The following is an 11308-nucleotide window of genomic DNA, read 5'->3' as shown; positions in this document are numbered from 1 at the left end:
AACAGCCGCGCAGCATATCGCCGGCGCGGCCATTCCGTAGTTCATTATTAAAGTGTCAGCCAAAGTCCAAGGGCATAGAGCAGACCGAACGTCCAATGATGCATCGCCGTCCATTTCATCCCACCCGCTTCGTTCAGCCATACTTTTTTATCAAAGCGCATCGCAACCGGCACGGCGAGCAAAATCAGCAGCGCCGGAATCGGAATGATCCGGACCGATGCGAGGAACAGCACCCAGATGTAAGCGCCGACCGACAGGAGCGACAGAATCAGCATCGCCTTCTGCTTGCCGATAAGGATCGGCACCGTGCGGCGGAACCCTTTGTCCTTTTCGATGTCACGGATATTGTTTGCCAGAATCATCGCCGCGATCAGCAGCGCGAACGGAAGCGCCGCCATGAACGTCACGATGCCGATCGGCGCGCCCTGGACCGCGACCGCCAGCACGAACACCGCAAATCCCATCAGCGCAGCCGCCGTCACTTCACCCAGCCCGAGCGCGGCCAGTGACTTCTTCCCTGCGGAATAAAACACGCCGCCCGCCACACAAAGGACGCCCGCAAAGAAGATGAACCCGCTGCTCATCATCGCAAGCCACACACCGAGCGAGAACGCGACCAGCAGCATCGCCGTTGCCACGCCCGGCAGCAGCTCGTACGCCGGACCCGTGCCGCCTTCCGTCCACCGGTCCGCATCCTGCCCCCTGCCGAAATCGAAATAATCGTTCAGGACATTCACCGGCATCTGGATCAATAGCGAAGCAAGCAAGAACACAAGGAACACGTCCCACCGGACCGTCCCGATCCCCGCCGCATATGCTGTGCCCGCCAGCACCGGCGTGATTGTACCGGTGAGCGTCATCGGCCGCATCAATTTCACCCAGGAACCGTTATACGTAAAATGCTGTTTCGTCACTTCCGCTTTTTGCATGATAATCCGTCCTTTCTATCCCCTAAAACGTCAGCATAATCGTTAGGAGCCCGACAAACCCGATCACTTCCACGCCCGATACGAGCGTCACACCACGCAACGACTGCTTCAGGAATGTGTCATACCCCTCATCCGCCATGTTCCACAGCACCGTCTTCGACAGCACACTGATCGCATGCGGATAACTGACGAGCGTCCCCCAGGCAAGCGTCAGCGAACCGACGACAAGCGCCAGCACGAAATGGTGACCGTACGGCGAGAGCGAAGCCGTTCCCATACTTTGGATCGGGCCGAATACCGTCCCGAGGAAAATCCCGGTCACAATCACACCGGCACCCGACAGCGTGAACACCTTATGCGTCCAGCGCATGAGCGACAAAAGGAACCGCTGCTGGTTCCGGTAATCCATCGCCCGGACCGCCGGGAATACGCCCCAGCCGACGAACAGCACACCGCCCACCCAGACGATCCCGAGGAACACATGTATGCCGAGCACAAGTTCGCGGAGAGTCCACCACATGGAAGTCACGGCCTTTCAAAAACTATGGTTGATTTCAGTTTAAAATTTGGCGGGAAAGAGGACATTGATGGAGGTCAAGTTTTAAAGGGGACTGAAGGAAAATCAGAATGAAGAGAAAAAAATAAAAACGCGGCCGATTGCTCGGACCGCGTTTTCGATAGCCAGATTAACGGAGAAGCTGAAGAACTCCCTGTGGCTGCTGGTTGGCTTGCTTTGCCGCTATGTCTTTCGATCATAGAATAGACTATATCTTCACCCTTTTCAGGGGCTGGGCACTTCGAATGGCGCTTGCCACCCTACAGATTTCATCGTCATAGCTATCGCCTTAGACGGTCTATCCTAGTCGTTGAACCTTCTCCAGAGTTTCCTCTCAGGAGCTTGGCTGCTGATTGTCCAATCTTCATTGTTTTCAAACCATCACGATCGCCGTTTCCAGCCGCGTTGTGGTCAATGAAGCTTCAGGAAGTCCCAGCAGTTCACCCAGTTGTAATCTGATCCGTTGCCGGAACAGACGCCCTTCAATCATTATCTCAGGAGTTGCAGTACTCCTTGAGGCATCTGATTGGATTGAGCCAGCATTGCTTGTGCTGCCTGTGCAAGAATCGAGTTCTTTGTTTGGTTCATCATTTCTTTCGCCATCGTGCGAACATTTGCTTTCACAAATGACCAGACTATATCTTCACCCTCCGATTTCTCGGTAGGGGCCGGGCACTTCGGATCCGCAGTGCTGATGACCACTGTTTCACCTACGGATTTCATCATCATAGCTCTCGCCTTAGATGGTCTATCCTAGTCGTTGGACCTTCTCCACTCTTTCGAGACAGGAGCTTGGCTGCTGATTGCCCAACTCTTTTCTTTTTTTGGGCCATCACGTCTGCCGTTTCCAGCTGCGTTGTGGCAAGAAAAGCTCTAAGGGGTTTCCAGCAATTCACCCGGTTATGATCGCTGACCGTTACCAGTCAGGACGACTGTACCTCCGTCCGCTTACGCGGCTTTGGCATAATCTACGTCGCGGATACGTGATTCCGCTGCAGTAAGGTTTTCGGAAGATGTTCCAAGGTTGTTGATAGTATGCTCGAGACGGTTCTGATTAGCGCCAAGTTTTGAACGTTCTGCAGAAACTGATTCGATCGCATTATTGATTGTTGTAATTGCTGCATCTGCAGCTGTTTGAGAAGAAACATCTACACCAAGAGCGCCTTTAGCTCCTGCTGCAAGTGCTGCATCAGATTCGAGAACGAGTACCGCTGATGCATCGTAGTAACCAGCTGCTGTTCCATCGCCTGCTCCTGGAGCGGATTCTGCTCCTGCTGCCTGCCAAGTTCCAAGAACAGTAGTACCATCTTGACCAATCAGTGTTGTTCCGTCGGTTGTGTTCGCAGTATATACTTTACCTACCTGCAAAGCATCCGTTCTCATGTCGTTTACAGAGATCTGAAGGTTCTGCCCCTCGTTAGCACCAATTTGGAAAGTACCTGAGAAAGTACCATCGAGAAGGTTCTTTGTGTTGAATTCCGTGTCATCGCCGATTCGTGAAATTTCAGAAGCCAGTTCGTTAACTTCCTTCTGGATTTCAGAACGGTCCGTGTCCGTGTTTGTATCGTTCGCTGACTGAACAGCAAGTTCACGCATGCGCTGGAGAATGTCGTGAGTTTCGTTCAGCGCGCCTTCAGCCGTCTGGATGAGCGAGATGCCATCTTGTGCGTTCCGGGAAGCCTGGTCGAGACCGCGGATCTGCCCGCGCATTTTCTCGGAAATCGCGAGACCCGCTGCATCGTCGCCTGCTTTGTTAATGCGAAGACCGGAAGCGAGTTTCTCCATCGAACTTGACTGCGCCTGTGAAGCAGAAGACAGTTGGCGGTGCGTGTTAAGCGCTGTGATATTGTGATTGATAATCATGGTAAGTTGTTCCTCCCTGAGTGGTTGTTTCGCCCACTTCCTTGTGGACGTTTGGTTTATGTATGGCAGCAAACGAGCCGCCGGACCACGTGAACTGCCTTACAACAGTTATATCGGGGTCGGCCGGATTGTTTAATAGCTTAATTCACTTTTTTTCTTGATTCAGGAAGTTTTTTATTCCCGTCAGGTCTGCCAGCGCGTCGCGGTTTGATTCGCCGATTTCCTGGCGCAGTTCGCCGCGCAGGATATCCATCGTCTTCGGTGCGTTGATGCCGATTTTGACCTGGTCGCCTTTCACTTCGGTGATGGTGATTTCGATTTCGTCATTGATCCAGATCGTTTCGCCGGCTTTTCGTGTCAGTATAAGCATTGTCGGTCACCCCTTCTCTGCCAGCGGGCGGCGGATCGGATAGTCGGCTTTATCGAGAATGACTTGTTTCCCTTTACCCGTCCGCGTGTTGAGAATAACGGGGGCTTTCAAGTTGACCGTCGACGAATCGAACGGCTCCTTCACGGTGACGATCGAGATGATCGCGACGTCCTCTTCCCCTTCGATTCCGAGTGCGTGGACTGTCGCTTCGTCGATTTCGAATGTGTATTCACCGAATAAAAACGGGTTGGTCACGACAAAAGCGACCTGCTCTGTGTCGACGGACTGCAGGACGTGGAACGCGTCGTTCCCTTCGAGCGGCAGGATGACGAAGCGGCGCTCGTCGTCAAAACCTGGGAGGCCGTGCTCGAACCGGATAAGTCCTTTTTCATCGATCGTTGTTTCACCAAAAAATGCGGTTTGGATATTCATTCTGCTGGAGCTCCTTTATAAAGAAATATCGATGGACGGCGGCTGCTCCCGCGGTGTGTGGGAGAGTTCAACCTGCGCCATCGTGTAATTGATTTTCACACTGCCGTGGGACGGGATGAACGTGATGCCAAGCTGTTTCTGCTGACGCCAAGACGCTTTCGCCTGGTCGGCGATCGGGTTGCCGCCGTTTTCGATGCTCATGAGCGCGCGCCCCTGTTCCGCTCTGCGGGCTGTTCCTTCCAGCGCCGCCTGGACGCCCGTATCCGCGTTTTCATCGGCAAGCTGCGGAATCGGCTTGAACCCATACTGCGCACGTGCATCTGATGCGTCGATTTTCAATTGGGCAGGCGTCGTCCTGATTTGGACCGGTGTGATCCACATTATCTCACCTTCTAAAAAAGACCGGCTCGTTTCCGAGGCGGTCTTTGAATTTTTATCTTAAGAAATCAACAAGCGTCGGCTGGATGATCTTCGCGCCGACGGACAGCGCAGCCCGGTGGACGGATTCCTGTGTGATCATTTCCGTAATGACTTCTTCATAGTCGATGTTCTCGTTCTCGGACATCTGCTTCGTGGCGATGATCTCCTGCGTCGCCAAGCGGTTTTCCATCAATTCGACACGGTTCTGCCGCGCGCCGACATTCGCCCGCATTTCCAGGAGGCTGTCGAGCTGCCCCTGGACCTCGCCGATCGACTGATCGAGGTTTTCACCTGTGTCGAGATTCGTCAGCATATCGTCGAATGTTTTATTCATATCCGTAAACAGTTGACGCGCATTGGTATTGACCTGCACCGTCACGCCATCGAAAACTTCAAATTCCACCGGCTTATCAAATGCGGCATCCGTGCCGATCGCTCCGTTAGCGGAAAGAGGCGTGTCCGTCTTCGTGCCGCTGAAAATAAATTTATCGCCGATTTTCGTGTTCGCAAGATCCTGCACATGCTCCTGGAGCTGCTTGATCTCTTCGGCGATCATCGCCCGGTCCTGCGGCGTCTTCGTGCCGTCCGCCGCTGAAATCATCAGTTCGTTCGCCCGATGGATGGCGGAACCGACTTTATCGAGCGTGTCGTCCGTCGAATCGAGCCAGCTGTGCGCTTCCCCGAGGTTGCGCTGGAACTGCTGCACTTTATCGAGCTGCGTCCGATAGCCGATGCCTTTCATCGCCACGACCGGATCATCCGACGGCCGGTTCACTTTCTTCCCCGTCGTCAGCTGGTCCTGCAGCTTGCCCATTTTACTATAACTGTCCGACAAATTGCGGAGCATATTATTCGAAAGCATCGATTGCGTCACGCGCATATTCAGCTCTCCTTTTGTTTAATGATGGGATGGAATGCCCGCTTTCCGCGGACGAACGGATGAGCCTCCGCGCGCTGTGCGCTTGCGGGGTCTCATCACGTCCGTTTTTCCGCAGGAGTCGGGCAGTTCCATCCTTAGGCGTTCTAAATATAAGCATCTGGGGGGTGGAGCAAGCATGCGAAAATACGAGACGCCTGCGGGATAGCAGTTCAGGTGAGACCCTGCAGGACGCGCAAGCGGCCGAAGCGGCTCACGAACTGCCCGCGGCAAGCGAGTGTTTTCGCAGCGAAGCGAACCGCCCCGGCAGCTGGCAACGCGACGTCCTGTCGCGCCAGCTGCATGTCCCACTTCCTGTGGGGTAGAAAGCGTCCGCCGGAGGCGAATTCTTCTTTAATATTACAATCCGACTCGGCCCATGCCATTGATGATCTTGTCCAGCATCTCATCCACAACGGTGATCATCCGCGCATTGGCGTTATACGCCTGCTGGAACGTCACCATGTTCGTCATTTCCTCATCAAGCGACACCGACGAATACGACGCGCGGCGTTCAGCAACCGCGAGCTGCAACGTCTCCGAGTTGTGCGCCATCCGCGCCGCCTGCTGGCCTTCGACCCCGAGCTCCCCGATGATGCCCTGGTAATACGTCTGCGCTGTCGTCGCTTTGCCGTCGATCGTGATCGTCGCGGATTTCACATCCGCCAGATTGCGGGCATTGTTGCCGTTTCCGGCTTCAGCGGAACCGGGTGCCGAATCGGACGCGGCGAGCAGGTTCGAGTTCTCCAGCAGCGCTTCGTTCACGCTGATCGTCGCGGCCGAATCCATATTTTCAAAAAAAGCGAGGCCGGCGTCCCCGTTCAGATCCGTCCCCGACTGATGGACGGCGTTGAACTTCGTTGCGAACTCCGATGCCAGATCATCAAGCTTCGCGAGCATGTCGTTGTAGAGCCCTTTCGGCTCCCCGCCCGCTTCCTGATAGCCGTATGAGTTGATCAGCGCGCGGACTTTGCCGCTCTGGAGAAGGTTCCCGACCGGGACGTCTTCCGTGCCGACCGTCAACCCCGTTACGTTGTCATCGGTTTTATTCACTGCGACTTCATGGACCGTCTGCCCGTCGACGAGCACGACCGGCCCGTTCGACGTCTTCAGCGAGATCTTCACGCCGCCTTCCGCGATGGCGAGTGCGCCGCCGCCCGTCTTGATCGTTTCGATGTCGATCGGCATGTACGCCGACAGTTCGTCGATGAGCGAGTCGCGTGCATCGTACAGGTCGTTCGGCAAGTAGCCGTTCGGTTCGACTTCCTGGATCTGGCGGTTGAGGTCCGAAATGTTCTGCAGGATGGCGTTGACGTCTTTGCCCGCCACTTCCAGTTCGCTGCCGTAGTCGGCTTTCAGCGCGGATATCGACCGGCTGATGTAGCTGAACGATTCCGTCACGGCCACGCCGCGCTGGACGACGACGGCGCGCGCGCCGCTGTTTTCCGGGTTGACGGACAAATCCTGGAGCGATTTCCAGAACTCATCCATCGATTTGGCGAGTCCGTATTCGGACGGTTCGTTCATGACGTCCTCCAGCTGGGAGATGGCGCTCGACCGCGACTGCCAGTAGCCGAATTTATTGGCTTCCTGACGGAACTGGCGGTCGGTGAAGTCGTCGCGCATCCGTTCGATCGTCCCCGCTTCGACACCGGTGCCGAGCTGGCCCGGCATTTTCGGCGCGTTCATCCCGGTGCCCGGGTATGCCGGCGTGGTCTGCATCGTCACCCGCTGGCGCGAATAGCCGTCGGTGTTGGCGTTGGCGATGTTGTGGCCGGTCGTATGAAGGGCGGCCTGCTGTGTGAACAGCCCCCGTTTGCTCGCTTCGAGCCCCATGAATGTAGACATGCTGTGCCTCCTACGCCTGCGAGTCGAAGAATGAACGCGTCACGCGCTTCCTCGCCCCGGCGGCATCCGTTTTCGTGTAGTTGATCGGTCCCCGCTTCGGCTGCAGGAGATCGAGCGACATGTTGACGTACTGCAGCGACTGGAACGTCAGCCGCTGGTTCAGCGCGTTGCGCGCTTTCAGTTCATCGACCGTAGCGAGCAGCTGGTCCCGGATCGTGAGGAGCGCCTCGCCTTCCGCGCCGCCCGCCGTTTCCGCGATTTCCGTCACGGTCGGTTCCGGCACATGCCAGCCCCGCTGTGCCATGAATTGCGCAGCCACCGCCATCCGCTGCCGTTCAAGCTGCGAAATGGCCGCCACATGCGCCTGCTCATCCTTGAGCAGTCCTTCGAGGCTGTCCATGTCCCCGTTTTTGATGAATTCCGTCTTGCGGGCAGCGAGATCCAACAGGCTGCCATGGAGTGCCTGGAGTTTCTCCAGCACGTGAATGATCGATTCCGCGGACATAGTCAGCCTTCCCCTCACTTCTTATAAAAATCAAACAGCCCGTTGGCGATCTTCTCGGCGTCCGGTTTATACGTCCCCGCCTCGATCTGCGCTTTCAGCGACTGGATGCGCTCCGCGCGTTCCGGAGAATTCACCGACAACTGAAGTTCTTTCGCTTCCGCGGAAATTTCGAGCTTATCCTGCCGGACTGCCGCTTTCGCCGTCTCCTCGATTTTCTGCTGATTTTTCGTATACGGATTCACCGGATTCATTCCTGCATTCGATATTTTCATGTTTCCGCCTCCTGTTCTTACATCCTGTTATCGTTTATTTCGGCCGGAACCGCATTTTTTGAAGTTTTTTCAAAGCCAAAAGGGCAAAATAGCCCTTTCGACTAATTATGGCCTCTGTGATATGTGCCCTTTTCACTATCGGCGATGCGCTGCCGGAAATCCTTCGCCGCTTCGAACAGCTCCAGGCCGTTCTCCAGCTCGTCCCGACAGTCCCCGCACAGCTTCCCTTCCACCGTCAGCCGCCCGCACTGGTCGCACGGATAGCCGAGATTCGGGAACAGCGCCGTCTGGATGCGACCCTTTTTCACCCATTTATGCAATAAACCCGGATCCGCCCCTGTGACTTCGACGATCCGCTCAATCGTCGCCGCCCGGTTTTCCCGGCGGCGCAGGAACGCGTACACTTCATCGTATTTCTTTTCCTCCGCCGTCGCGCACGGTCCGCACACCTCACGCAGACCGCTGTAGCTGAACAGGCTGCCGCACGTCGGGCAGTCCCTCACTTCTCCCATTTCCGTTCCTCCTATCCTCTGATCAAGGCGAACACGCGCACTTCCTCCGCCCCGGCTTCGCGCAGGACATGCGCCGCGTGCCGCATCGTCGCCCCGGTCGTGTACAGATCATCGACGACCGTCACCCGCGCCGGCACCGGTTCCCCGTTCCATGTGAATAAAACCGGTGCGGCGATGCGCTCTTCGCGCGTCTTCTTCCCCTGAACGCTGTCCCGCTTCGTCAGGTAGTGCCGGTACGGAAGGCGCGCCGCATCAAGCAGCCGGTCCACTTGCGGGAACGTCCGCTCCCGGAGCCGCTTGTCATTCATAGGTATCGGCACAATCGCCTCACCTTTTAACGCTTTCCGGAGCTCCGCGGAAAATACTTCCGCGAGCGCCGCATCCTGGAGGAACTTATAGCGGTGCAAAAACTGCCGCATCGCTTCATTGTATGTATACAGGCTCCGGCCGCCGGACACCACCCCCGCATAGCCGGACGTCTCCCACATCGCGCAGTCGCCGCACAGCCCGTCGGACGCTTTTCCGCAGTGGGGGCAGACGGGGCCGGTGATCCGCTCGAACTTGCCCATGCAGCGGCCGCACACGTCCGGCGTGGGATCCCGGCAGAAAAGCGTGCGCCACGACACCGGCTCCGGTGTCACCGCATCACAGATGAGACAGTTCATGACGGAGCCCCTCCTTTATTGTACGAACGGATCAGATGGCGCACTTCGTCCATGCGGCGCGAAATGCCGTTATGGAATAAAACGACGTCACCGGCCGGGCAGTCCGCCGCCCGTCCCACGCGGCCGGCGATCTGGATGAGTGCCGACGGCGTGAAAATCGCTTCGTCCGCGCCGACGACCGCGACCTGGACATTGCGGATCGTGATGCCGCGCTCGAGGATCGTCGACGTGACGAGTCCGGGGATCTCGCCGCGCCGCAGCTTCAGGACATTCTCTTTCCGGTCCGGGTCTTCTGCATGGACCGCCCGGATGCCCGGATGGATCGCCTGGAAGTAAGGGATCGTCTCATCGATCAATTCCACCGTCGGCAAAAACAAAAGGAACGGCCGGCCGCGCGCCGCATTGTCCTCCACCCAGCTTTTCAGTTTCGGCGGGACGCGCCCTTTCCGGAACGCCTTCCGGTAATTCCACAGCGGCCGGTACACCGGCTCCGGCAGCGGATGGCCGTGATAGCGGCGGAAAATGTGCGACTGGTTTTTAATACTCCGCAACAGCTTGCGGGAAGGCGTCGCCGTGACGTAGGCGACCGGCGCACCCTGCTTCTTCGCTTTCTGGACGGCGCGCTGCAGCGTTTTGTCCGCCGTATACGGAAACGCGTCCGCCTCATCGACGATCATGACATCGAACGCGTCTTCGAACCGGTACAGCTGGTGCGTCGTCGCGAGGATGAGCTGGGCAAAGCCCGCTTCCTTCGGCGCGCCGCCGTAAAGCGCGTGGATGACGGTATCCGGGAACGCCGCTTTCAGCCGCGGCGCGAGTTCGAGCACGACATCGGTGCGCGGGGCGGCGAGGCACACGCGCTTGCCGGTTGCGAGCGCATCGAAAATCGGCGGGAACAGCAGCTCCGTCTTGCCCGCACCGCAGACGGCGTAAATGAGGTGGTCTTCTTTTTTATGGAAGCTGGCGAGCAGTTCGTCGGACGCTTTCTGCTGCGCGGCCGTGAGCGTCCCGTTCCAGACGAATGAATGCAGGTGTCCGCCGGACGAAGAAGGGTTCGCCCACGTAATCAGCTCCGTGCATGAACTGACGCGCCCCATATTGAGGCAATGCCGGCAATAAAAGCAGTTCTTCCCGCAGCGGCTGCAAGCGAACTCCGCAATCAGGCGCGGGTCCTTTTCCCGGCACCGGGCGCACTGGCGGCCGGTGATGCCGGGAATTGTCCGGATCCGCCCATCGTTGATCCGCGTATCGATGTCTTCTTTTTGAAAAGGGGTATGGTCGCGCAGCCAGATCCGGCCGGTGAGGAATGCTTCGATTTCGTCCATAAGGGTTGTCCTTTCTGCGGGTTTGAAAAAACTCCCGGCTGAGCGGGAGTTTTACTGGTTGCCGATAAAGTGGAGCGAGGTCACTTTCCAGTCGCCGTCTTCTTTCGCGAAGACGACGACTTGGCGGCCGGTCTGCGACAGGTTGGTGTCGGCTTCGGCGTCGACCATGTCCACATCGATGACCGCGAACACTTCCGCGCGGTCCTCTTCATACTTCACGACGGTCACGTCGCTCGGCGTGTATGTCGTTTCGAATTGTTCAAACGTATCGATCAGCAGCTGTTTGTCTTCTTCGCGGTCGAATCCCTCGGGATTCTCGGCGAGCACATCCATGAACGCGTCCAAATCTTCGTCATTGAACGCCTGGATGTAGGCATCATACGCGTCAAGGAGCGCGTCGCGTTCGTCTTTCGGCACTTCCGCAGCGACCGGCATGCCGTCCTCGCCCATCGTGAAGCCGACGGTGTCATCTTCAGCCGCGTCGTCCGCGACGGTGTCGTCCGCGATGCCGTGCCCGACGGCATCATTCGTGTTTTCGTAACCGGCTTCCGCCGTATCCGGGTTCTGCGCTTCTTCTTCGCCGGAACAGCCGGCCAGCAGCGCCGCCATCCCCGCAGCAAGCATCCATTTTTTCATCCCGCATTCCTCCTGCGGTTATTTTTGCACAAATGAGTGCCGGCATTCAACTCGGGCAT

General features: G+C 57.2%; 14 protein-coding genes and 1 pseudogene. All 15 read right to left on the bottom strand.

Annotated elements, in window-relative coordinates; all coding sequences use genetic code 11:
- Positions 1–47: 47 nt before the first annotated feature.
- The 15 genes and pseudogenes from CCE92_RS15410 to CCE92_RS15340 all read right to left on the bottom strand — a co-directional run bounded on the left by CCE92_RS15410 (position 48) and on the right by CCE92_RS15340 (position 11249).
- Positions 48–929 (bottom strand): prenyltransferase, encoded by an 882-nt coding sequence (locus CCE92_RS15410; RefSeq protein WP_241536084.1) that lies wholly within the window; start codon positions 927–929, stop codon positions 48–50.
- A gap of 22 nt (positions 930–951) precedes the next feature.
- Positions 952–1449 (bottom strand): hypothetical protein, encoded by a 498-nt coding sequence (locus CCE92_RS15405; protein WP_088009534.1) that lies wholly within the window; start codon positions 1447–1449, stop codon positions 952–954.
- 525 nt (positions 1450–1974) lie between these two features.
- A pseudogene (locus tag CCE92_RS16275) lies at positions 1975–2088 on the bottom strand (flagellin); the annotation flags it as partial.
- 345 nt (positions 2089–2433) lie between these two features.
- Complete coding sequence (locus tag CCE92_RS15395) at positions 2434–3348, bottom strand: flagellin N-terminal helical domain-containing protein (protein ID WP_088009532.1); 915 nt, start codon at positions 3346–3348, stop codon at positions 2434–2436.
- 145 nt (positions 3349–3493) lie between these two features.
- Complete coding sequence (csrA, locus tag CCE92_RS15390) at positions 3494–3718, bottom strand: carbon storage regulator CsrA (RefSeq protein WP_088009530.1); 225 nt, start codon at positions 3716–3718, stop codon at positions 3494–3496.
- A gap of 6 nt (positions 3719–3724) precedes the next feature.
- Entirely contained in the window at positions 3725–4150 is a 426-nt protein-coding gene (fliW, locus tag CCE92_RS15385; RefSeq protein WP_088009528.1) for a flagellar assembly protein FliW, read from the bottom strand.
- Between the two features lie 15 nt (positions 4151–4165).
- Positions 4166–4531, bottom strand: a complete 366-nt coding sequence (locus tag CCE92_RS15380) for a DUF6470 family protein (protein WP_088009526.1) — start codon at positions 4529–4531, stop codon at positions 4166–4168.
- Positions 4532–4583: 52 nt separating this feature from the next.
- On the bottom strand, positions 4584–5450 hold the full coding sequence (gene flgL / locus CCE92_RS15375; protein ID WP_088009524.1) for a flagellar hook-associated protein FlgL: 867 nt from the start codon (positions 5448–5450) through the stop codon (positions 4584–4586).
- Between the two features lie 396 nt (positions 5451–5846).
- Positions 5847–7334 (bottom strand): flagellar hook-associated protein FlgK, encoded by a 1488-nt coding sequence (gene flgK / locus CCE92_RS15370; RefSeq protein ID WP_088009522.1) that lies wholly within the window; start codon positions 7332–7334, stop codon positions 5847–5849.
- A 10-nt stretch (positions 7335–7344) separates the two neighbouring features.
- Positions 7345–7839, bottom strand: a complete 495-nt coding sequence (locus CCE92_RS15365) for a flagellar protein FlgN (RefSeq protein WP_088009520.1) — start codon at positions 7837–7839, stop codon at positions 7345–7347.
- Between the two features lie 14 nt (positions 7840–7853).
- Positions 7854–8111 carry a flagellar biosynthesis anti-sigma factor FlgM gene (gene flgM / locus CCE92_RS15360; protein WP_088009518.1) on the bottom strand — a complete coding sequence of 86 codons (258 nt, stop codon included), beginning with the start codon at positions 8109–8111 and terminating at the stop codon, positions 7854–7856.
- 101 nt (positions 8112–8212) lie between these two features.
- Positions 8213–8623 (bottom strand): TIGR03826 family flagellar region protein, encoded by a 411-nt coding sequence (locus tag CCE92_RS15355; protein ID WP_088009516.1) that lies wholly within the window; start codon positions 8621–8623, stop codon positions 8213–8215.
- A gap of 11 nt (positions 8624–8634) precedes the next feature.
- Positions 8635–9288, bottom strand: coding sequence for a ComFC family protein (locus CCE92_RS16270; RefSeq protein ID WP_241536083.1), 654 nt, complete (start codon positions 9286–9288; stop codon positions 8635–8637).
- Positions 9285–10613 carry an ATP-dependent helicase ComFA gene (locus CCE92_RS15345; RefSeq protein WP_088009514.1) on the bottom strand — a complete coding sequence of 443 codons (1329 nt, stop codon included), beginning with the start codon at positions 10611–10613 and terminating at the stop codon, positions 9285–9287. The genes CCE92_RS16270 and CCE92_RS15345 overlap by 4 nt, the downstream gene beginning before the upstream one ends.
- A gap of 51 nt (positions 10614–10664) precedes the next feature.
- The gene (locus tag CCE92_RS15340) at positions 10665–11249 is read right to left on the bottom strand and encodes a YybH family protein (protein WP_088009512.1); all 585 of its coding nucleotides are present in this window, start codon (positions 11247–11249) and stop codon (positions 10665–10667) included.
- Positions 11250–11308: the final 59 nt, after the last annotated feature.

Origin of the sequence: Indiicoccus explosivorum, from assembly GCF_002167005.1 — a bacterium.
In the GTDB taxonomy this organism is placed as follows: domain Bacteria; phylum Bacillota; class Bacilli; order Bacillales_A; family Planococcaceae; genus Indiicoccus; species Indiicoccus explosivorum.
Note: the sequence above shows the minus strand (reverse complement) of the source record. Positions and strands in the feature narration are given on the sequence as shown.

What these genes read in the sequence shown, in the direction of transcription:
- fliW (WP_088009528.1), bottom strand. Translation starts at nt 4,150, where the DNA reads ATGAATATCCAAACCGCATTTTTTGGTGAAACAACGATCGATGAAAAA.
- flgM (WP_088009518.1), bottom strand. Translation starts at nt 8,111, where the DNA reads ATGAAAATATCGAATGCAGGAATGAATCCGGTGAATCCGTATACGAAA.
- CCE92_RS16270 (WP_241536083.1), bottom strand. Translation starts at nt 9,288, where the DNA reads ATGAACTGTCTCATCTGTGATGCGGTGACACCGGAGCCGGTGTCGTGG.
- CCE92_RS15405 (WP_088009534.1), bottom strand. Translation starts at nt 1,449, where the DNA reads ATGTGGTGGACTCTCCGCGAACTTGTGCTCGGCATACATGTGTTCCTC.
- CCE92_RS15345 (WP_088009514.1), bottom strand. Translation starts at nt 10,613, where the DNA reads ATGGACGAAATCGAAGCATTCCTCACCGGCCGGATCTGGCTGCGCGAC.
- csrA (WP_088009530.1), bottom strand. Translation starts at nt 3,718, where the DNA reads ATGCTTATACTGACACGAAAAGCCGGCGAAACGATCTGGATCAATGAC.
- CCE92_RS15410 (WP_241536084.1), bottom strand. Translation starts at nt 929, where the DNA reads ATGCAAAAAGCGGAAGTGACGAAACAGCATTTTACGTATAACGGTTCC.
- flgL (WP_088009524.1), bottom strand. Translation starts at nt 5,450, where the DNA reads ATGCGCGTGACGCAATCGATGCTTTCGAATAATATGCTCCGCAATTTG.
- CCE92_RS15365 (WP_088009520.1), bottom strand. Translation starts at nt 7,839, where the DNA reads ATGTCCGCGGAATCGATCATTCACGTGCTGGAGAAACTCCAGGCACTC.
- CCE92_RS15340 (WP_088009512.1), bottom strand. Translation starts at nt 11,249, where the DNA reads ATGAAAAAATGGATGCTTGCTGCGGGGATGGCGGCGCTGCTGGCCGGC.
- flgK (WP_088009522.1), bottom strand. Translation starts at nt 7,334, where the DNA reads ATGTCTACATTCATGGGGCTCGAAGCGAGCAAACGGGGGCTGTTCACA.
- CCE92_RS15395 (WP_088009532.1), bottom strand. Translation starts at nt 3,348, where the DNA reads ATGATTATCAATCACAATATCACAGCGCTTAACACGCACCGCCAACTG.
- CCE92_RS15355 (WP_088009516.1), bottom strand. Translation starts at nt 8,623, where the DNA reads ATGGGAGAAGTGAGGGACTGCCCGACGTGCGGCAGCCTGTTCAGCTAC.
- CCE92_RS15380 (WP_088009526.1), bottom strand. Translation starts at nt 4,531, where the DNA reads ATGTGGATCACACCGGTCCAAATCAGGACGACGCCTGCCCAATTGAAA.